At 64.5% G+C, this 21,950-nt stretch carries 15 protein-coding genes; 9 read left to right on the top strand and 6 right to left on the bottom strand.

The window, feature by feature from the left end; genetic code table 11:
- Positions 1 to 35 precede the first annotated feature (35 nt).
- The 5 genes from glnT (at position 36) to AC4FWB_RS07020 (ending at position 6,558) form a co-directional block, all read left to right on the top strand.
- A complete protein-coding gene (glnT, locus tag AC4FWB_RS07040; RefSeq protein ID WP_491025187.1) occupies positions 36 to 1,343 on the top strand; it encodes a type III glutamate--ammonia ligase in 1,308 nt (435 codons plus the stop codon).
- Positions 1,344 to 1,413: 70 nt separating this feature from the next.
- The gene (locus AC4FWB_RS07035; protein ID WP_491025186.1) at positions 1,414 to 2,667 is read left to right on the top strand and encodes a sarcosine oxidase subunit beta family protein; all 1,254 of its coding nucleotides are present in this window, start codon (positions 1,414 to 1,416) and stop codon (positions 2,665 to 2,667) included.
- 15 nt (positions 2,668 to 2,682) lie between these two features.
- Complete coding sequence (locus tag AC4FWB_RS07030) at positions 2,683 to 2,958, top strand: sarcosine oxidase subunit delta (protein WP_491025185.1); 276 nt, start codon at positions 2,683 to 2,685, stop codon at positions 2,956 to 2,958.
- Positions 2,958 to 5,939 (top strand): sarcosine oxidase subunit alpha, encoded by a 2,982-nt coding sequence (locus AC4FWB_RS07025; RefSeq protein WP_491025264.1) that lies wholly within the window; start codon positions 2,958 to 2,960, stop codon positions 5,937 to 5,939. Before AC4FWB_RS07030 ends, AC4FWB_RS07025 begins: the two co-directional genes overlap by 1 nt.
- Entirely contained in the window at positions 5,932 to 6,558 is a 627-nt protein-coding gene (locus AC4FWB_RS07020) for a sarcosine oxidase subunit gamma (RefSeq protein WP_491025184.1), read from the top strand. The genes AC4FWB_RS07025 and AC4FWB_RS07020 overlap by 8 nt, the downstream gene beginning before the upstream one ends.
- 6 nt (positions 6,559 to 6,564) lie before the next feature.
- Here AC4FWB_RS07020 and AC4FWB_RS07015 read toward each other — a convergent pair whose 3' ends face one another.
- The 5 genes from AC4FWB_RS07015 to AC4FWB_RS06995 form a co-directional block, all read right to left on the bottom strand.
- Entirely contained in the window at positions 6,565 to 7,920 is a 1,356-nt protein-coding gene (locus AC4FWB_RS07015) for an LLM class flavin-dependent oxidoreductase (RefSeq protein WP_491025183.1), read from the bottom strand.
- A 285-nt stretch (positions 7,921 to 8,205) separates the two neighbouring features.
- A complete protein-coding gene (locus AC4FWB_RS07010; protein ID WP_491025182.1) occupies positions 8,206 to 11,355 on the bottom strand; it encodes an efflux RND transporter permease subunit in 3,150 nt (1,049 codons plus the stop codon).
- A 349-nt stretch (positions 11,356 to 11,704) separates the two neighbouring features.
- Complete coding sequence (locus AC4FWB_RS07005) at positions 11,705 to 12,838, bottom strand: efflux RND transporter periplasmic adaptor subunit (RefSeq protein ID WP_491025263.1); 1,134 nt, start codon at positions 12,836 to 12,838, stop codon at positions 11,705 to 11,707.
- A 73-nt stretch (positions 12,839 to 12,911) separates the two neighbouring features.
- Positions 12,912 to 13,517 (bottom strand): TetR/AcrR family transcriptional regulator, encoded by a 606-nt coding sequence (locus AC4FWB_RS07000; RefSeq protein ID WP_491025181.1) that lies wholly within the window; start codon positions 13,515 to 13,517, stop codon positions 12,912 to 12,914.
- Positions 13,518 to 13,954: 437 nt separating this feature from the next.
- Positions 13,955 to 15,595 carry an acyl-CoA synthetase gene (locus AC4FWB_RS06995; RefSeq protein ID WP_491025180.1) on the bottom strand — a complete coding sequence of 547 codons (1,641 nt, stop codon included), beginning with the start codon at positions 15,593 to 15,595 and terminating at the stop codon, positions 13,955 to 13,957.
- 202 nt (positions 15,596 to 15,797) lie between these two features.
- On the opposite strand from AC4FWB_RS06995, the gene AC4FWB_RS06990 reads away from it, so the two are divergent.
- The 4 genes from AC4FWB_RS06990 (at position 15,798) to AC4FWB_RS06975 (ending at position 20,829) form a co-directional block, all read left to right on the top strand.
- Entirely contained in the window at positions 15,798 to 16,763 is a 966-nt protein-coding gene (locus tag AC4FWB_RS06990; protein WP_491025178.1) for a sugar-binding transcriptional regulator, read from the top strand.
- 82 nt (positions 16,764 to 16,845) lie between these two features.
- On the top strand, positions 16,846 to 18,900 hold the full coding sequence (locus AC4FWB_RS06985; protein ID WP_491025177.1) for a bifunctional aldolase/short-chain dehydrogenase: 2,055 nt from the start codon (positions 16,846 to 16,848) through the stop codon (positions 18,898 to 18,900).
- 220 nt (positions 18,901 to 19,120) lie between these two features.
- Complete coding sequence (locus AC4FWB_RS06980; RefSeq protein ID WP_491025176.1) at positions 19,121 to 19,741, top strand: hypothetical protein; 621 nt, start codon at positions 19,121 to 19,123, stop codon at positions 19,739 to 19,741.
- Positions 19,742 to 19,758: 17 nt separating this feature from the next.
- Entirely contained in the window at positions 19,759 to 20,829 is a 1,071-nt protein-coding gene (locus AC4FWB_RS06975) for a D-alanine--D-alanine ligase family protein (RefSeq protein WP_491025174.1), read from the top strand.
- Positions 20,830 to 20,890: 61 nt separating this feature from the next.
- On the opposite strand, the gene AC4FWB_RS06970 is transcribed toward AC4FWB_RS06975, so the two are convergent.
- Complete coding sequence (locus AC4FWB_RS06970; protein WP_491025172.1) at positions 20,891 to 21,943, bottom strand: substrate-binding domain-containing protein; 1,053 nt, start codon at positions 21,941 to 21,943, stop codon at positions 20,891 to 20,893.
- Positions 21,944 to 21,950: the final 7 nt, after the last annotated feature.

The following is a 21,950-nucleotide window of genomic DNA, read 5'->3' as shown; positions in this document are numbered from 1 at the left end:
CGTGGGCCTTGGCCGACAAAAAATGGGGAACTGATGTGACTAAAGATCTTGCAGAGTTCGCAAGGGCGAAAAACGTCAAATATTTCATGATCTCCTATACCGACCTGTTCGGCGGGCAGCGCGCCAAGCTGGTGCCGGCGCAGGCGATCGGCGACATGCAGAAGGACGGTGCCGGCTTTGCCGGTTTTGCCACCTGGCTCGACCTGACGCCGGCGCATCCCGACATGCTGGCGGTGCCGGATCCGGTTTCGGTCATTCAGCTGCCATGGAAGCGCGAAGTCGCCTGGGTGGCCGCCAATTGCATCATGGACGACAAGTCGGTCGACCAGGCGCCGCGCAACACGCTGAAGCGGGTGATCGAAGAGGCCGCCCGGGACGGCATGCATGTCAAGACCGGCATCGAGGCCGAGTTCTTCCTAATCTCGCCGGACGGTAGCGCCATCTCCGACCAGTACGATACCGCCTCGAAACCCTGCTACGACCAGCAGGCGGTGATGCGCCGCTACGACGTGATCGCCGAGATCTGCGACCATATGCTGGAGCTCGGCTGGGGTCCCTACCAGAACGACCATGAGGACGCCAACGGCCAGTTCGAGATGAACTGGACTTTCGACCATGCGCTGGCGACAGCCGACAAGCATTCCTTCTTCAAGTTCATGGTCAAGTCGATCGCCGAGAAGCATGGTCTCCGCGCGACCTTCATGCCCAAGCCTTTCCAGGGCCTGACAGGCAATGGCTGCCACGCCCATATCTCGGTGTGGGATGAGACCGGCAAGACCAATGTGTTCGCCGACAATTCGGAGGAACTCGGCCTGTCGGCCAAGGGCAAGAACTTCCTCGGCGGCATCATGAAGCATGCCTCCGCGCTTGCCGCGATCACCAACCCTACGGTCAATTCTTACAAGCGCATCAACGCGCCGCGCACCATTTCGGGCGCCACCTGGGCGCCGAACACGGTGACCTGGACCGGCAACAACCGCACCCACATGGTGCGCGTGCCGGGACCGGGACGCTTCGAGCTGCGCCTGCCCGATGGCGCGGCCAATCCGTATCTGCTGCAGGCGGTGATCATCGCCGCCGGTCTCGACGGCATCCGCTCGAAGGCTGACCCGGGCAAGCGCTACGACATCGACATGTACCAGTTCGGCCATACGGTGACGGACGCGCCGAAGCTGCCGCTCAACCTGCTCGACGCGCTGCGCGCGTTCGACAACGACAAATCGCTGAAGACGGCGCTGGGTGAGGAATTTTCGTCGGCATATCTAAAGCTGAAGCAGCAGGAATGGAATTCCTATGCTTCGCACTTCACGCAGTGGGAGCGCGACCACACGCTGGACATCTAGAGCGTCGGCCCGGACGGATCCGACGCGTAAGGTAAGGCCCGGCGTGGGGCGAGCGGCCTCGGAATGATTCATGAAATACTCGATCTTCTCGCTCGCCCGCGCCGCCCTCTCCGGCCACAGGAACTGGAAGCCCACCTGGCGCGACGCCGCGCCAAAGGATCGCTACGACGTGGTGATCATCGGCGGCGGCGGCCATGGGCTGGCGACGGCATGGTTCCTCGCCAGCGAATTCGGCATCCGCAATGTCGCGGTGCTGGAGAAGGGCTGGATCGGCTCCGGCAATGCCGGCCGCAACACCACCATCATCCGCTCCAATTACGGCTTGCCCGGCAACACCGGCTTCTACGAGCTTTCGATGAAGCTGTGGGAGCGGATGGAGCAGGACCTCAACTACAACGCGATGGTCAGCCAGCGCGGCGTCATCAACCTCTATCATTCCGACGCGCAGCGCGACGCCTTCGCGCGGCGCGGCAACACCATGCGCATCAACGGCATCGACGCCGAGCTGCTCGACCAGGCGGCGCTCAAGAAGATGATGCCGTTCCTGAATTTCGACAATGCGCGCTTCCCCGTTCAGGGCGGTCTTTTGCAGCGGCGTGGCGGCACGGCGCGGCACGATGCCGTCGTCTGGGGCTATGCGTATGCGGCAAGCGAGCTCGGCGTCGACATCATCCAGAATTGCGAGGTCACCGGCTTCGTGCGCGACGCCAACGGCAAGGTGATCGGCGTCGAGACCTCGCGCGGCCGGATCGGCGCCGGCAAGGTCGGCATGGCGGTGGCGGGTTCCTCGTCGCGCGTCGCTGCGATGGCCGGCCTGCGGCTGCCGATCGAGAGCCATGTGCTGCAGGCCTTCGTCTCGGAAGCGATCAAGCCGCTCTTGCCCAACGTCATGACCTTCGGCGCCGGGCATTTCTATGTCAGCCAGTCCGACAAGGGCGGGCTGGTCTTCGGCGGCGACATCGACGGCTACAATTCCTATGCCCAGCGCGGCAATTTGCCGGTCGTCGAGGACGTCTGCGAAGGCGGCATGGCGCTCATCCCGATGATCGGCCGCGTGCGGCTCCTGCGCCAGTGGGGCGGCATCATGGACATGTCGATGGATGGCTCGCCGATCATCGACAAGAGCCCGGTCGACGGCCTCTATCTCAATGCCGGCTGGTGCTATGGCGGCTTCAAGGCGACGCCGGGCTCCGGCTTCGTCTTTGCCCATCTTCTGGCCCGCGATGAATCGCACAAGGAGGCCGCGCGCTTCCGCCTCGATCGGTTCCAGCGCGGCGCCATGATCGACGAGAAGGGCCAGGGCGCCCAACCGAACCTGCACTGAGGACAGTCGGAAAACATGCGCATAGTCTGTCCCTTCTGCGGTGAACGCGAACTCGGCGAATTCACCTATCTCGGCGACGCCAAGCCGCAACGCCCCGTGGCCGATGCCGGCGAGGACGCCGTCTATGACTACGTCTACCTGCGCGACAACATCGCCGGCCCGATGAGCGAGCACTGGTATCATGGCGGCGGCTGCCGGGCCTGGCTGAGGGTCACGCGCAACACGCTGACGCATGAGATTTCGACTGTCGAGCCGGCTGCGGGCGCCGGCGCTGCCAAGGTTGGTGCATGATGCGCGGCAATCAGGCAAACCGTCTGACATCCGGCGGCCTCATCGACCGCACGGAAGCGCTCAGCTTCCGCTTCGACGGCAAGACTTTTTCGGGCTTCAAGGGCGATACGCTCGCCTCGGCGCTGGTCGCCAACGGCGTCAAGCTGGTCGGCCGCTCGTTCAAATACCATCGTCCGCGCGGCATTCTGACGGCGGGTTCGGAAGAGCCGAACGCGCTGGTCGAATTGCGCAGCGGCGCAAGACGCGAGCCGAACACCAAGGCGACGACGGCCGAGCTCTATGAAGGCCTCGAAGCCGCCAGCCAGAACCGCTGGCCGTCGCTCAGTTTCGACGTCATGTCGGTCAACCAGCTCTTCGCGCCGATCTTCGTCGCCGGTTTCTACTACAAGACCTTCATGTGGCCGGCAAAATTCTGGGAAGCGATCTACGAACCGGCGATCCGCCGCGCCGCCGGCCTTGGCCGCGCCGCCGGAATCTCCGACCCCGATCATTATGACAAGGCATGGGCGCATTGCGACGTGGTTATCGCCGGCTCCGGTCCGGCCGGCTTGGCTGCGGCCTTGGCCGCCGGCCGCAGCGGCGCGCGCGTTATCCTGTGCGAGGAGGATTTCGTCCTCGGCGGCCGCCTGCTTGCCGATGGCGGCATGATAGACGGGCTGCCGGCGGCCGAGTGGATCGCGAGGACGCTGGGCGAACTCGCCACCATGCCCGACGTCCGCATCATGACGCGCACGACGCTGTTCGGCGTCTATGACGGCGGCACTTATGGCGCTATCGAACGCGTCAACGACCATCTGCCGACACCGCCGGAGCATCAGGTGCGGCAGCGACTGTGGCGCATCGTGGCCAAGCGCTGCGTGGTCGCCGCCGGCTCGATCGAACGTCCCATCGTGTTTGCCGGAAACGACACGCCGGGCGTGATGATGGCGTCCGCCATGCGCAGCTACATCAACCGCTACGCGGCAACGCCGGCGCGGCGTATCGCGCTGTTCACCAACAATGAGGATGGCTGGCGTACGGTGGAGACAGCGATCGCCGCCGGATTGCAGGTCGCGGCGGTGATCGATGCACGACGCGAGATATCGCCCACCCATCGCTCGCTTGCCAGCAAGGGCGGCTTCCCGGTGCTCAGCGGCTCCGTCAGCGGTGTCGATGGCGGCAAGCATGGCGTGCGCAAGATTTCCGTCTCGCTGACCGGCGGCGCTCGCGCCGAGGTCGAGGCGGACGGGCTCGCAATCTCCGGCGGCTGGAACCCGGCGGTCGGGCTCACCTCCTATCATCGCGGCCGGCCGAAATGGCGCGACGACATCGCTGCCTTCGTGCCGGGCGACGCGCCACCCGGTATGGCGGCCGCAGGCGCCGCCAACGGCGCCTTCGGCCTGGGCGCGTGCCTGCGCGAAGGTTTTGAAGCGGGCGCCGTCGCGGCTCGCGATGCCGGACGGAGCGGCAATGTCGGGTCCATGCCGGTCGCCGATGACGAGGCTTTCTCGCTGACCCCGCTCTGGCATGTCGCAGGCAAGGGCAAGGCTTTCGTCGACCAGCAACACGACGTGACGGCTTCCGATGTCGCGCTGGCGCAGCGCGAAGGTTTTCAATCGGTCGAGCACCTGAAGCGCTACACCACGCTTGGCATGGCGACCGATCAGGGCAAGACCTCGAACATCGCCGGCCTCGCCATCATGGCGGCGGTGAGCGGCAAATCCATTCCGGAGACCGGCACGACCATCTACCGGCCGCCTTACGTGCCGGTCGCCATCGGCGCCTTCGCCGGTCACCACCGCGACGAGAATTTTCACGCAACCAGGCTGACGCCATCGCATCACTGGGCCGCGGAACAGGGCGCAATCTTCGTCGACACGGGTCTCTGGAAGCGCGCGCAATGGTATCCGCGCGCCGGCGAGACGGACTGGCTGGAATCGGTGACCCGCGAGGTCAAGGCGGTGCGCGGCGGCGTCGGCTTCTGCGATGTCTCGACGCTCGGCAAGATCGACGTGCACGGTCCGGACGCCGGCGCCTTCCTCGACCGCGTCTATATCAACGCCTTCTCCAGCCTCGCCGTCGGCAAGGCGCGCTACGGGCTGATGCTGCGCGAGGACGGCATCGTCTATGACGACGGCACGACCTCGCGGCTGGCCGAGGACCATTATTTCCTCACCACCACCACCGCCAAGGCGGGGCTGGTGATGCAGCACCTCGAATTCTGCCGCCAGGTGCTGTTCCCCAAGCTCGACGTGCAGCTGACCTCGGTCTCCGACCAGTGGGCGCAGTTCTCGATCGCCGGGCCGAAGACGCGCGACCTGCTGAAGGAGATCGTCGACCCGGCGGAGGACCTTTCGAACGAGGGCTTTCCGTTCATGGGCGCGCGCGAGGTCAAATTGCGCGGTGGCGTCAATGCGCGGCTGTTCCGTATCTCCTTCTCCGGCGAGATGGCGTTCGAGATTTCCGTGCCGGCCCGCTATGGCGAGGCGCTGGCGCGCAACCTGATGACCGCCGGCAAGCCATCCGGCGTGACGCCTTACGGCACCGAGGCGCTCGGCGTGATGCGCATCGAGAAGGGCCATGTCGCCGGGCCGGAGCTCAACGGCACGACCACCGCGGCCGATCTCGGGCTCGGCAAGATGATGTCGACCAAGAAGGATTTCATCGGCCGCGTCATGGCCGGCCGCGAGGCGCTGGTCGCGCCCGATCGGCAGGTGGTGGTCGGCATCAAGCCGACAGACAAGGCGCGCCGCCTGCGTTCCGGCGCGCATATCATTCCGAAAGGCGCGACACCCGGCCCCGACAACGACCAGGGCTATGTCACCTCGGTCTGTTTCTCGCCGGTGCTCGACCAGTGGATCGGACTCGGCCTCGTCGAACGCGGCCGCGAGCGCATCGGCGAGATCGTGCGCGCGCATGATCCGCTGCGCGGCGAGGAGTACGATGTCGAGCTTTGCAATTCCGTCTTCTACGATCCCGATGGAGGGCGCCAGCGTGGCTGATTTTTCCTGGGATTTCCGCAGCCCGCTGGAGCGCGTGCTTGCCACAGGGCCGTATGGCGCGCCAGGCGAAGCCGGTGTGTCGCTGACCGAGATCCGCAATTTCGACCTTGTCCAGGTGATGGCGCGGCGTGGCAAGGCGGCCGAGACGGTCAAGGCGGCGAAGACCCGTTTCGGTGTCGCTGTACCGGAAACGCCGAAGGCGGTGGGCACGGCGGACGCAACGCTGATCTGGTCGGGGCCGGATCAGTTTTTCGTCCTGTCGAAAGGCGGCAGGCACACGATGGAGGCGCTGGCATCAGTCTTCGAGGCTTCAGCTTCTCTTTCCGACCAGTCGCATGCGCGGGGCCTGGTCAGCATCTCCGGCGCGAAGGCGCGCACGATGCTCGCCAAGCTGTCGTCGATCGACCTTCACCCCGAGATGTTCCCGGTCGGCGCGGCCGCTGCAACCTCGATGGACCACACCAGCGTCACGCTCTGGCGCGGCAAGGACCGGGCGGACGGCCAGGCCGTGTTCAACCTCTTGGTGTTCGCGACCTTCGCCGAGAGCCTGTGGCACACCATGCTCGACTCCGCCGCCGAATACGGCGTCGCGATCGCGCATTCCGAGGAGCTTGGCTGAGGGCCGTCAGCCGGCCTTGCGAGCAGCTTCGCCCGCTGCCTCGAAAAAGCGGTTGGGCGGCCTCTTCAGGCCGAGATTCTCGCGCAGCGTCGATCCTTCATATTGCCGCCTGAAGATGCCGCGCCGCTGCAGTTCCGGCACCACCTTCTCGACGAAGTCGTCGAGACCGGCGGGAAGATAGGGAAACATGATGTTGAACCCGTCGGACCCTTCGGCCAAGAGCCATTCTTCCATTTCGTCGGCGATGGTTTTTGGCGTGCCGACGAAGGCAAGGCCCGAATAGCCACCCAGCCTCTGGGCGAGTTGACGCACAGTGAGGGTTTCCCTGCGCGCCAGTTCGACTATGCGCTCACGGCTGCTTTTGCTGGCGTTGGTCTCTGGAATATCCGGCAACGGGCCGTCAGGATCGAAGGCGGATGCGTCATGCCCGAGCGCAATCGACAACGAAGCGATGCCGCTCTCGTAATAGACGAGGCTGTCGAGCTTTGCCCGTTTGGCGCGTGCCTCGTCGATGCCGTCGCCGACGATGACGAAGGCACCGGGCAGGATCTTGATGTCGTCGCGCGACCGGCCAAGCTTCTCAGCGCGTCCTTTGACGTCCGCAAAGAAGCGCTGGCCGGATGCCAGATCGGGCGGCGCCGCGAAGATCACTTCCGCCGTCTCGGCAGCCAACTGCCGCCCTGCTTCCGAAGCGCCGGCCTGGACGATGACCGGCCAACCCTGAACGGGCCGGGCGATGTTGAGCGGCCCACGCACCGACAGGTGCTCGCCCTTATGCGCCAACACATGCAGCTTCGAGGGCTCGAAATAGAGGCCGCTGTCAGCGTCTCGGATGAACGCATCGTCGGCGAAGCTGTCCCACAGTCCGGTGACGACATCATAGAATTCACGTGCCCTGTTGTAGCGCTCATCGTGCTCGACATGCTCGTCGAGGCCGAAATTCAGGGCAGCGTCGGGATTGGATGTGGTGACGATGTTCCAGCCGGCGCGCCCGCCGCTGATATGGTCCAGCGAAGCGAAGCGACGCGCGATGTGATACGGCGCGTCGAAGGTGGTCGAGGCTGTGGCGATCAGGCCGATATGATCGGTGACGGCGGCAAGCGCGGAGAGCAGCGTGAACGGCTCGAAGGACGTCACCGTGTGGCTGCGCCGCAGCGCTTCGATCGGCATGTTGAGCACGGCCAGATGGTCGGCCATGAAGAAGGCGTCGAACTTCGCCGCTTCGAGCGTCTGCGCGAAACGCTTCAAATGCGCGAAATTGAAGTTGGCGTCAGGATAGGCGCCGGGATAGCGCCAGGCCCCGGTATGGAGACTGACGGGGCGCATGAAGGCGCCGAGGCGCAGTTGCTTTTGTTCTGCCATGGGAAATGATCCAGCAATGACGAGCGTTGCCGCTCCGATATTGCCGCAGGATCGGACCGCAGCAGCCCGCTGGAAAGGAATTCTGTTTTGCGAGAACCGCGCCGAGGAGCAATTTCGCGCGGCTAGAGCGTTTCACCGTTTCACGGAAACAGCGAACCGCTCGATCTCTTTGTCTTGACGCAATTCCGGACGGAAAACCGTTACACACTTTTCCTGGAATTGCTCTAAGCAAGATACGGATCATCCGCCATCGGATCGATGGCGGATGATCCGAGGTTGCCACCTTTATTCCGCAGCCAAGGCCAGCTGCGGTCTTTCGATGCCTTCGATCTGTTCCGGCTCCGGCGCCTGCTCGTCGGTCTTGGCCTTCTTGGGCTCGCGGCCGAAGAACAGGGCGTAGCCCGCCGGCAGCACCAGGATGGTGAGCACGGTGGCGACCAGGATGCCGCCCATCATGGCGTAGGCCAGCGGCCCCCAGAAGACGGCGCGCGAGATCGGGATCAACGCCAGGACCGCGGTCAGCGCCGTCAGCATGATCGGCCGGAAGCGGCGCACAGCGGCGCCGACGATCGCCTCCGATCGCTCCATGCCGGCCGCGATATCCTGGTCGATCTGGTCGACCAGGATGATCGAGTTGCGCATGATGATGCCGAGCAGCGCGATGACGCCGAGGATGGCGACGAAGCCGAACGGCGCGCCGCTGATCAGGAGCGCCGCGGCGGCGCCGATGATACCCAGCGGACCGGTCGCCAGCACCAGCATCGACTTGCCGAAATGCTGCAGCTGGACCATCAGCAAGATGACGATGATGGCCAGCATGATCGGCGCCTTGGCCGCGATCGAAGCCTGGCTCTCGGCCGAATCCTCCGCGCCGCCCTGGATCTCGATCTTGTAGCCGGGAGCAAGGCCGGCCCGCAGGTCCTTCATGTCGTTGTACATCTTGGTGACGACATCGTTCGACTGCACGCCGTCAGGCAGCGTGCCGCGCACGCTGATGGTGGGCAGGCGGTCGCGCCGCCATTCGATGCCCTGCTCCATGACGGGCACAACCTTCGCCACCTGCGACAGCGGCACCGAGCCGCCGAAGTCGGTCGGGATGTAGACGGAGTCGACCGAGGACAGCAGATGACGGCTCGCCTCCGGCTCACGGGCGACGATGGAAACCGTCTCTTCGCCGTCGCGGAAGTCGTCGAGCGGCGCGCCGGACATGGTGGCCTGCAGCATCTGGCGGATGCGCTGCGAGGTGACGCCGAGCGCGCGGGCGCGGTCCTGGTCGATCACCAGCTTCATCGCCGGCACCGGCTCCAGCCAGTCGTCATGGACGGCGCCGAGCAGCGGGTTCGCCTGGAACTTCGCCTTCACCTCGTCGGCGATCCGGCGCACTTCCTGGCGGTCCGGACCCATGATGCGCATCTGCACCGGCCAGCCGGTCGGCGGACCGAGGAACAGGCGATCGACCTTGGCGCGGATCGAGGGGAAGTCCTTGGCGAGGATCGAGCGCAGCTTGACGATCAGGCGCTCTCGCGCCGGCTCATCCTTGGCCATCACCAGAAGCTGGGCGAAGTTCGGGTTCCTGAGCTGCTGGTCGAGCGGCAGGAAGAAGCGTGGCGCGCCCTCGCCGATATAGGTGGCGATGAAGCGCTTGTCCTGGTCGTCCATCATCTTCGCTTCGAGCGCCTTGGCCTGCGTCTCAACCTCCTTGATCGAGGTGCCTTCCGGCAGCCAGAGATCGACCAGGATTTCCGGCCGCGAGGACTGCGGGAAGAAGTTCTGCGGAATGAACTGGAACGCCCACAGGCTGGTGCCGAAGGTGACCAGCGTCATCACCAGAACGATGATGCGATGGCGCACCGCCCAGGTGACCGTCGCACGAAGCCGCCGGTAGAAGCGCGTGTCGAAGACATCGTGATGGGTGCCGGCGTGCTTGCGCTGCTTCAGGATCATGTAGCCCAGCCACGGCGTGAAATAGACCGCGACGAACCACGACACGACCAGCGCGATGCCGACGACGTAGAACAGCGTCCGCACATATTCGCCGGCGGTCGAGGCGGCGAAGCCGACCGGGATGAAGCCGGCTGTGGTGATCAGCGTGCCGGTGAGCATCGGGAAGGCGGTCGAGGAATAGGCGAAGCTTGCCGCCTCGATCTTGACCAGTCCTTCCTCGAGCTTCCGCTCCATCATCTCGACGACGATCATGGCGTCGTCGACCAGCAGGCCGAGCGCAATGATCAGCGCGCCGAGCGAGATGCGCTGCAGGTCGATGCCGATCTCGTACATGATGGCGAAGGTGGCGGCGAGCACCAGCGGGATGGCGATCGCGATCACCAGGCCGGAGCGCCAGCCGATCGACAGGAACGAGACGACGAGCACGATGAGCAGCGCCTCGCCGAGCGCCTCCATGAACTCGTTGACGGCGTCCTTGACGACCTCGGGCTGGTCGGAAATCTGGTCGACCGCAACGCCGTAGGGCAGGCCTTCCTCGAAGCGCTGGTAGGTCGCTTCGACGCCCTTGCCAACGTCCCTGACGTTAAAGCCCTTGGCCATGACGACGCCGACCTGGACGCTCTCGTGGCCGTTGAAGCGGTATTTGCGCTGGTAGGGATCCTCGAGGCCGGAAGAGACGGCGGCGATGTCGCCGAGGCGCGTCACCTGGTTGCCGGCGCGCAGCCTCAGCTCGCGGATGTCGGTGGCCTTGGCGACATCGCCCTCGACCGAGATGCGGACCGAACGCAGGCCGGTGTCGACCGAGCCCGCCGGATCGACGGCGTTCTGGCCTTTCACGGCGTTCTGCAGGTCGAGAATGGTCAGGCCGCGCTCGGCAAGCGCCTTGGACGAGACGTCGATATAGATCTTCTCGGGCTGGTCGCCGATGATGACGGCCTTCTCGACGCCCGGCGTCGCCAGCAGCATGTCGCGCGCCTGGATGGCGAACTTCTTCAGCTCCGGATAGGTGAAGCCGTCGCCGCTGATCGAATGCAGCGTGATGAAGGTGTCGCCGAACTCGTCGTTGAAATAGGGGCCAAGCAGCCCTTGTGGCAGCTCGTTGGCGATGTCGCCGACCTTCTTGCGCACCTGGTAGAAGGCGTCCTTCACCTCCGCGGCGTTGGTGTCGCCCTTGACCTGCAAGGTGATGATGGCGCTGCCGGCGCGGGTGTAGGAGCGCACGAAATCGAGATGCGGCGTCTCCTGCAGCTTGCGCTCGATCTTGTTGACGACCTGGTCTTCCATGTCCTGGATCGAGGCGCCCGGCCAGACCGCCTGCACCACCATGACGCGGAAGGTGAAATCCGGGTCTTCCTTCTGGCCCATGCGCATCAGGCCGAGCGCGCCGGCCAGGATGATCAGGCCGAACAGGAAGCGCGCAATGCTCGGATGTCCGATCGCCCAGCGCGAGAGGTTGAAAGGCCGCTTTTCAGAGTTGCTGTCGGTGGTCATGGCGCAAGTCCAGTCCAATTGGCCGGCAAGGCACGCTTGCCATGCTGCTCATGAATTCTAAAGCGCGTCGCGATCTTTCAGATTCGCTCCATGCGCTTTAGGTTCTTGATTTTACGCATGTCTTTGTCCCGAAACCGGTTCCCACTTTCGGGAGACATGCATAGGTCGGGCTTCCGGGCGGCGAGGCTCCTCAAGCGGAGAGAGACTCGCAATCGCGTTTGAAGCGGCAGTGGTGCGGGGGATACCAGCATGCCGGCATCTCACGATCGGGCGCCTGCCGCCCGGAACCCATGCCCTCCCCGGCTCGCGGCTCGCGCAGCGAGAGCGGGAAAGGCGTTCTTTCGCCTGGTTAGCGCAGGCTGCTGGTGGTCGCGACGTCGTCCTCCGCCGAGGCGGACTGCTGGGCGACGTCGCCGGAAAACTTGACCTTCAGGTTTTCGGTCATGAACTGCGTGCCGGCGGCTACCACCACGTCGCCCTGCTTCAGGCCATCGGCCACGGCAACGCCGTCGGCGGTGAAATTGGCAATTTTGATCGGGCGCGGATGCACCGTGTCGCTGGCGCGGTCGACCGTCCAGACGATGTGCTTGCCATCCTTCTCGGCCATCGCGGTCAGCGGGATCGACACCAGCTGAGCCTTGCTGCCGACGGTCGCCTCGACATTGGCTGTCATGCCGAGCAGCACACGCGGATCGTTGGGCAGCGAAACCCGGACCGCGAAGGTGCGCGACTGCGGATCGGCGCTGCCGGCCACTTCGCGGACCTTGCCGTCGAGGGTCAGCGCATCGTCCGACCAGAAGCTCGCCTTGACCTCCTTGCCCGGGCGGAAGCCGGCGATGTCCATTTCGGGCACCGCGATCAGCACTTCCTTTTCGCCATCGACGGCGACCGTCATGACAGGCGTGCCGGCGCCGACCACCTGGCCGATATCGGCGGAGAGGGCGGTGACGATGCCAGCCTTGCTGGCCTTGAGATCGGTGTAATGGACCTGGTTCTCAGCCTGGGCCAGCGTCGAACGGGCGGCATCGCGGGTCGCCACCGCCTGATCGTAGCTCAGCATCGCCTGATCGAGCTGCGACTTCGGCGCGAAGTTCTTGGCATAGAGCTGCTCGGCGCGCTTCCTGGCGAGATCGACCGTCTCGACCTGCCGCTCGGCGGCATCGAGGCTCGCCTCAGCGCTCTTCACCGACAGCTCGTAGTCGGAGGGGTCGACGCGGGCGAGCACGTCGCCCTCGTTCACATGCTGGCCGATGTCGACGAGACGCTCGGTGACCTTGCCGGCGATGCGGAAGCCGAGATTCATCTCGGTACGGGCGCGCACCGAGCCGGAATAGTCGAGCTGGCGGGTGGTCTCAGCCTTGCCGATCTCGACCACTTTCACTGGACGGATGACTTCCTGGACGACCGCCGCCTTCTCCTGGCTGCAGCCGGCAAGGCCGAGCGCGGCGACAATTAGGCCGGCGGCCGGCAGCCTGCGGAGGATGGAACTGGACAAAGACACCTTAGCACTCCCGAACTGGAGATGATCGTCGACACCGGCACCCGACGGGCAGCGGCTATTTCAAGGCTCTGATTGCGTAATCGATAAGGTCGTCGGGCATCGCCCGGTTGGTCTTGGCAAGGCACTGCGCGACCATCTGCGGATGGCACAGGATGATTGTGGCGGCGCCAAAGCAGCGCGACGCGATCACCGGGTCCTGCTTCCTGAATTCGCCCGCTTCGATGCCCTCGCGGATCACGTCGGCGAACAGGTCGTGGATACGGTCGATATGCTTGTCGATGACGCCCCAGTCGCGCTCGAGCGCGACGATGACCATCTCGTGCACTTTCTGGTCATCGAGCATGACTTCCAGCGTCATCTTGTACTGCGCATGCACGTAGCGGCGCAGCCGCTCCTCGGCGCTGAGCGGCAGGCGCGAGATCTCGTAGGCCATGGCGTAGCTGGCGCCGAGCATGCGGCCGCAGACGGCCTGGTGGATTTCGACCTTGGAGGCGAAGAAGCGGTAGATGTTGGCCGGCGACATGCCGAGCTCGCGGGCGATGTCGGCGACGTTGGTCTTGCCGTAGCCGTAGTGCCGGAACAGACGCTCGGCGCAGTCGAGAATGCGGGTCACATTCTCCTGTCTGGCGGGGTCGGCCACGATGTTGGCGGTTTCTGACATCGGCGCTTTCGTTTGATGAGTGACGAATTTCAATTTTCGTCAGTCGTAAATCGAAAGAAGCGAGATGTCAACGAGGAATCGACGTACGCGTATAATTGGTGACAGATGGTGACAGTGCAGAGAGGCAGCGAGCGATGTCAGCGGTTGGGTACTGGCGTCTGTGCCATCGTCATCCACGGGCGTAGCAAGGAGCGAAGCGACGCGCGCAGACCCGAGGATCCATTCCGTGACATTTGCCGAAGATCGAGGCGGATCAAGAAGTTACACCGATCGGCATTCGCCGCAAGCTATTCGCAACCGCCGGAGCGCGATCGCAAGGTAAGGCATGGATCCTAGGGTTTCCGCGACGTCGCTTCGCGACTGCTCCACCCTAGGATGACGACGTCGTGGATGCTGGCGCAAACTGTCGACGTCACGGCCATGCTCGAAGGAGCGAACTACGCCCCCTTCGCCATCTCCCTCAGCCGGAACTTCTGGATCTTCCCCGTCGAGGTCTTCGGAATCTCGGTAAACACCACCGCCTTCGGCACCTTGAAGCGGGCAAGCAACCCTCGGCAGTGCTCGATGATCTCGGCTTCGGTCGCGCTCTTGCCAGGCTTCAGCTCGACATAGGCGACCGGCACCTCGCCCCATTTCTCGTCGGCGCGGGCGACGACGCCGCAGGAGGCGACGGAAGGGTGCTTGTAGAGCGCGTCCTCGACCTCGATGGAGGAGATGTTCTCGCCGCCCGAGATGATGATGTCCTTGGAGCGGTCCTTGAGCTGGATGTAGCCGTCCGGATGCATGACGCCGAGATCGCCGGAGTGGAACCAGCCGCCGGCGAAGGCCTCGTCGGTCGCCTTGCGGTTCTTCAGATAGCCCTTCATGACGATGTTGCCGCGGAACATGACCTCACCGATGGTCTCGCCGTCGGCCGGCGTCTCCGTCATCGTCTCCGGGTTCATCACCGTGAGCCCCTCGAGCGCGGCATAGCGCACGCCCTGGCGCGCCTTCTTCGCCGTCCTCGGCCCTTTCTCCAGTTCGTCCCACTCATTGTGCCATTCGTTGACGACCGCCGGCCCGTAAGTCTCCGTCAGGCCGTAGAGATGGGTCACGCCGAAGCCCGCATCGGCCATGCCGGAGAGCACCGCTTCCGGCGGCGGGGCGGCGGCCGTGTTGAAGGTGACGGTCTGCGGGAACTGGCGCTTGTCCTCATCCCTGGCGTTGATCAGCACCGACATGACGATCGGCGCGCCGCAGAGATGGGTGACGCCGTGGTCGGCGATCGCGTCGTAGATCGGCTTCGCCCGCACCCAGCGCAGGCAGACATGGGCGCCGGCCTGCACGGCGAGCGTCCACGGAAAGCACCAGCCGTTGCAGTGGAACATCGGCAGGGTCCAGAGATAGACCGCGTGCTTGGCCATGCCGGCATGGATAGTGTTGGTGTAGGCCATCAGCGCCGCACCGCGATGATGGTAGACGACGCCCTTCGGATTGCCTGTTGTGCCGGAGGTGTAGTTGAGCGAGATGGCGTCCCATTCGTCGTCCGGCATCGACCAGGCGAAGGTCTCGTCGCCGCCGGCGACGAAGTCCTCATAGTCGAGCGTGCCGATCCGCTCGCCCTTCGGATAGGGCGCGTCGGCGGCGTAGTCGGGATCGTCGTAATCGATGACTAGCGGCTTCACCTTAGCCAATGCCAACGCTTCCCTGACCACGCCGGAGAATTCGCGGTCGACGATCAGCAGCTTGGTGTCGGCATGGTCGAACTGGAAGGCGATGACGGCGGCGTCGAGGCGGGTGTTCAGCGAATGCAGCACCGCCTTCACCATCGGCACGCCGAAATGCGCCTCCAGCATCGGCGGCGTGTTCGACAGCATCACCGTCACTGTGTCGCCCTTGCCGATGCCGCGTTTCGAAAGCGCCGAGGCGAGCTTCAGCGAGCGCCGCCAGAAATCGCGATAGGAGATGCGCTGGCTGCCATGGATGATGGCGACGTGGTCGGGATAGGTCTTGGCCGCCCGCTCCAGATAGGTGAGCGGCGTCAGCGGCTGGTGGTTGGCGGCGTTCCGGTCAAGATTTGTATCGTAGGGATTGGCCATCCCATCCTCCCCAAGTCTTTTCGAGCTTTCTAACCATTGCCCGGCGATCATGCCATCCCCCCTGAACGACTGGGAAATGCTATGATATGAGCGCCCGGTAGAATGACCGTCTCGATCTGTCCGTGTAGACGGACGATTACACCCAGCCACCCAGATTTGACTTTTGTCGAGAGCCGTGACTAATGTCAGCCGAGGAGGCGGCATGGCGATCAGACCGGCAGAACAGCTCATCCATAAGGCCGCCTGGCTCTACTATGCCCATGGCCTGCGCCAGGACGAGGTGGCGAACCAGCTCAAGATCTCGCGCGCTTCGGTTGCCATGTATCTGCGCAAGGCGCGCGAGACCGGCATCGTCAACATCTCGACCTCGACGCAGCTCTTCACCGACGACGTCGTGGCGCGCAAGGTTGAGGATGCCTTCAAGCTCGACGCCGTCTGGATCGCGCCGGAAAACGCCTATGTCGCCGACCCCTCGACCGACATCGCGGTGCTTGCCGCGAGCGTCTTCCTCGAACTGGTGAAGAAGGGCGACCGCATCGGCGTCGCCTGGGGCCGCACCGTCTACACCATCGCCGACATCATGTCCTATGCCGACCTGCAGGACGTCACCGTGGTGCAGCTCTGCGGCAATCTCGGCGCGCCCTATTCCTACCGGCCCGACCAGTGCACGATGGAGATCGCGCGGCGGCTCAATGCCAAGGGCCTCAATTTCTATGCGCCGCTGGTGCTGTCGAGCGAGGAGCTGGCGCGAGGCCTGCGTGCCGAGCCGGTGATCCGCGACCAGCTTGCCGGCGTCAGCGACTGCGATCTGGCGCTCTACTCCGTCGGCGCGGTCGATGCCGACAGCCATCTGGTGAAATGCGGCGCGCTGACGCCGGACGAAATGACGACGCTGCGCAGGCAGGGCGCCGCCGGCGTGATCGCCGGGCAGGTCATCGACGCCAATGGCGAAGTGCTCGATTGTAGCTACAATAGACGGGTCATTTCCGCCGAGCTCGCCTCGCTGCGCGCCATCGAGAAGCGGCTGATGGTGGTGCAGGAGGACAGCAAGTTCGAGCCGCTGCTCGCCGCGATCGCCGGCGGGCTCTGCACGCATCTGGTGATCGGCGCGCATATGGCCGAGCGTCTTCTCGATCACGCCGGGGCGGTCAGCAAAAAGGCCTCGTAGAAAACCACCTCGCCGCGTCTGTCATAAAGACGTCGCGGCTTTCTGTTCATGAGCAAAAAAGACGAGTATCGGACGGAGCGAAATGAAGAACCTTTGGAACGACGCCGACGCGGAAAAAATGGTCGCCGACTATGCGAAGAAGGGCGTCGGCCGCGATCTTGCGCTGCGCGTCTACACCACCCGTCTGCTCGGCGGCGAGCCGCGGCTGGTGCTGCATGGCGGCGGCAACACTTCCTGCAAGACCAGGGCCACGGATCTCGTCGGCGACGAATGGGACGTGCTCTGCGTCAAAGGCAGCGGCTGGGACATGGCAGTCATCGAGCCGCAAGGCCTGCCGGCGGTGAAGATGGGCGCGCTGCTCAAGGCGCGCGCTCTTGCCGAGCTCTCGGACGAGGACATGGTGGCGCTGCAGCGCTCCAACCTCATCGACCCGGCTTCCCCCAACCCGTCGGTCGAAACGCTGCTGCACGCTTTCCTGCCGCACAAATTCGTCGACCACACGCATTCGACCGCCATTCTCGCCATCGTCGACCAGGAGGACAGCAAGGCGCTGGTGGCAAAAGTGTTCGGCAACAAAATGGGCTATGTGCCCTACATCAAGCCGGGCTTCGATCTCGCCAAGGTCGCAGCGGAAGTTTTTGATGCCGATCCAAGCGTCGAAGGCCTGATCCTCGACAAGCACGGCATCTTCACCTTCGGCAACGATGCCCGGCAGGCCTATGACCGGATGATCCACTACGTGAACGTCGCCGAGGAGTATGTCGCGAAAAACGGCAAGCCGCAGGCGGCCAAGGCGGCGCTGCCGGCGACGCTCGCCAGGCCAAGCGACATCGCGCCAACGCTGCGCGGCGCTGTCGCGGTGGCACGCGGCGAAGGCCGCTTCGACCGCATGATCAGCGACTTCCGTACCTCTGACGCGATCGTCGATTTCATCAATTCGGCAAAGATCGCCGACTATGCCGGACGCGGCGTGTCGACGCCGGACCTGTCGATCCGCATCAAGACCGGCCCGATGGCGGTGCCCGCCCCCGACGCCGACAAGCTCGGCGACTACAAGGCCGTCATCCGCGGCCATGTCGATGCCTTCGCCAAGGACTATCGCGCCTATTTCGAAACCAATGACGCGCTGGACGACGTCAAGCGCACCATGCTTGATCCGATGCCGCGGCTGACGTTGGTTCCGGGGCTGGGCATGTTCGGCCATGGCCGCACGCTGAAGGATGCGAAGATCGCCTCCGACGTCGGCGAGATGTGGATCGAAGCCGTGCGCGGCGCCGAAGCCATCGGCAATTTCCAGCCGCTTTCCAAGGCCGACCTCTTTCCGCTGGAATACTGGTCGCTGGAGCAGGCCAAGCTCGCCTCCAACAAGCCAAAGCCGCTGACCGGCCAGGTGGTGCTGATCACCGGCGGCGCCGGCGCGATCGGTGCCGCGACAGCAAAACTGTTCGCCGCCAACGGCGCGCATGCCGTCATCGTCGACCTCGATCCGGCCAAAGCCGCGGACGTGGCGAAAGCGGCCGGCAACAACTCTATCGGCGTCGGCGCCGACATCACCAACCCGACCGAGATGCGCGCCGCTTTCGACAAGGCGGTCGCCGTCTATGGCGGCGTCGACATCCTGGTCTCGAATGCGGGTGCCGCCTGGGAGGGCCGGATCGGCGAGCTCGACGATGCTCTCTTACGCAAAAGCTTCGAGCTCAACTTCTTCGCCCACCAGTCGGCGGCGCAGAATGCCGTGCGCATCATGCTGGAACAAGGCACCGGGGGCGTACTGCTCTTCAACACCTCCAAGCAGGCGGTCAATCCCGGCCCGAAATTCGGCGCCTATGGCTTGCCCAAGGCAGCGACGCTGTTCCTGTCCCGGCAATACGCATTGGACTACGGCGCGCGGGGCATCCGCTCCAATGCGGTCAACGCCGACCGCATCCGCTCCGGCCTGCTGACCGATGCGATGATCGCCAGCCGTTCCGGCGCGCGCGGCGTGACGGAGAAGGAATACATGTCCGGCAACCTGCTTGGACAGGAAGTGACGGCCGATGACGTCGCGCAGGCCTTCCTGCACCAGGCGCTAGCCGAGCGCACTACGGCCGACGTCACGACGGTGGACGGCGGCAACATCGCGGCGGCGCTTCGCTGAAGACGTAGAGATTTATCCTGGAGCGGTTCATCGTTTCACGAAACGATGAACCGCTTTATCTCCTTGTCTTGACGCAGCTCCGGACGGAACCCGTCTCACACACCTTGTCCTGGAAAACTGCACCAACTGGTCAAAATCCAGCTCCAATCCTTCGCTTATTGCTCAAACAACTTTAAGGGGGCCTTGTGTCTCATATGCGAGACGCAAGACTGGAGTCGGCATGCAACCCAAGGAAGTGCCCTATTTCAGCCAGTGGGAATCGCCCGGCATGACTTTGCCGCTTTTGGCGGAGGGGTCGTCGGCACTCTATCGCGATCCGCTTTGGCGCAACTCGGGCGCGGACACGGTCGAGGACTATGCCCGCTGGGCTGTCAATGTCTGCGGCATGGCCTGCCTGAAGATGATCCTGGCAGCGCGCGGCGAAATCCATCCGACGCTCGAGCTCGCCCGCGCCTGCACGGCCTATGGCGGCTATGTCGTCAGCGAGATCGACGGGTCGATCAAAGGGCTGATCTACGAGCCCTTCGTCAGGTTCGCCCGCGAACGTTTCAGCCTTTCCGCCGAGACGATGACGAATGTCGACATGGCCATGGTTCCCGGACTTCTCTCCAGGTGGCGCTACTTCATCGCCTCGGTGAATCCCGGGATTCGCTGGCCCGAGCGCGAGCCGCCATCGAAGGGCGGGCATCTGGTGCTGGTGACTGCAGCCTCGCCGAACGAAATCCGCTTCCACAACCCGTCCGGCCACGACCGGGAGAGCCAGGCGAATGTCACACTGCCGCTGGCGGCCTTCGACCGCTTTTTCGCCCGGCGCGGCATCGCCGTCGGCTTCCAGTCCTGATCATCGAGGAGATATCGATGGCTACGAAAAGACTGCGTATCGGTGTGCTCTTTGGCGGGCGCTCCGCCGAGCACGACGTGTCGGTGCTGTCAGCGACCAATGTCATGCTCGCGCTGGAGCCGGCGAAATACGATGCCGTTCCGATCTTCGTCACCCGTGAGGGACAATGGCTGCTCAGCCGTTTCGAGGACGGCGCGTTGGCGAAACCGTCGAGCGGCGCGGAGGTCTGTCTGGTGCCGGGCGGGCATGGACGAATGCTGGCCGTCCCAGCCGACGGGCCGCCTCATGAACTGCCTGCAATCGACATCCTGTTTCCCGTCCTGCACGGCCTCCATGGCGAGGACGGCGCCGCGCAGGGACTGGCGGAAGTGGCGCGCGTGCCGCTCGCCGGCTGCGGCATTCTCGGTTCGGCCACCGCCCTCGACAAGGATATCGCCAAGCGGCTGCTGAAGGCGGCCGGCCTGCCGGTTGCGCGGTCCGTCACGATCCTGCCCGAGGCCACGCCTGCCTTCGCGGAGGTCGAGCAGGCGCTCGGGCTTCCGGTGTTCATCAAGCCGGCGCGGCAAGGCTCCTCCGTCGGCGTTAGCAAGGTCTCCGACGCAAAGGACTACCAGGCAGCGCTCGCCGAGGGTTTCAAGCACGACGGCAAGCTGCTGGCGGAGGAATTCATCCGCGGCCGCGAGATCGAATGCAGCGTCCTGGAGGACGTGGCAGGCGGCCTCTTCGTCTCCCATCCCGGCGAGATCGTGCCCGCCGAAAGCCACGGCTTCTACAGCTACGACGCCAAATACATCGACAAGGATGGAGCAGCACTCAAGGTACCCGCCGAGCTGCCCGAACAGATCGAAGGCGAAATCCGCGAGACGGCGGCGAACGCGTTTCGCGCGCTGGGCTGCGATGGCATGGCCCGCGTCGACTTCTTCGTGAAGCCGGACATGACGTTCCTGATCAACGAGCTCAACACCATCCCCGGTTTCACCGACATCAGCATGTACGCCAAGGCCATGGCGGCAAGCGGCGTCAGCTATCCGGAGGTCATCGACCGACTGGTAGCGCATGGGCTGGCGCGCGCGGCCCGGTCGACCTGATAGGCGCAAGAAACAGAAAGAGCGGCCGAGAGCCGCTCTTTCCTTAGCGGATAGCCGAGCGCTACTTGGCGTTCGGGTTCGGCATCCAGGCGGGCATCGCGACATCGGCATGGGCGAACTGCGGCAGCTTGGCCGACAGGTCCTCCATGTTCTTGATATCCTTGTCGATGAGCTCCTTCTGGGTGATCAGCGTCGGCGGCACGATGACGTTGTGGCCGGGATCCTCGCCGGCGAGCAGCTGCGCCAGCGCGCGCACCGAGACCTGGCCGACGACAGCCGGGTTGGTGGCCGCGGTGGCAGCCCAGGCGCTGTCCGGTTCGCGCATCGCGGCGATGTCCGAGGTCGAGATGTCGGCCGAGTAGATCTTGATGCCCTTGTTCAGGCCAGCCTCGTCGACGGCGATCTTCACGCCCTTGGCGAACTCGTCATAGGGGGCGAACATCACCTTGATGTCGGGATGCGCCTGCAGCACCGAGCGCGCCTGGTTGGCGACCGAGTTGGCGATCGGGTTGTCGAGCGTGCCGAACATGGCGACCTCGCTGATGCCCGAATGCTTCTTCTTGACGTCCACCCAGGTCTCGTTGCGGCGATCGAGAGGGGCGATGCCGGCGACATAGACATAGCCGGCCTTCCAGCTGTCGCCATTGTCGGTCACCGCCTGCTCGAGCGCGAGGCGCGCAAGGTCGCGATCCGACTGCTCGATCTGCGGGATCTTCGGGTTTTCGACATTGACGTCGAAGGCGACGACCTTGATGCCGGCGTCGACCGCGCGCTGGGCGGCGTCCTTCATCGATTCCGTCAGGCCGTGCTGGATGATGATGCCCTGCACGCCGAGCGCGATGGCCTGGTCGACCATGTCGGCCTGAAGCGCCGCGTCCTGGCGGCTGTCCAGCACGCGCAGGTCGACGCCGAGCGCCTTGGCCTGCGCTTCGACGCCGGACAGATAGGCCTGGAAGAAGTCACCGGTCGAAAGGTACCGCACCAGCGCGATCTTGACGCCAGGCTTGTCGAACGGCGCCGGACGGTCTGCCGCCAACGCGGTGCCCTGCATCAGTAGCGCAGCGCCCGCAAGGCCAAGTGCCGCCTTCCCCAAAAGTCTTCTTGTGATGCTCACTTTTTCC

This window comes from Mesorhizobium sp. LEGMi-168a (assembly GCF_058312955.1).
Note: the sequence above shows the minus strand (reverse complement) of the source record. Positions and strands in the feature narration are given on the sequence as shown.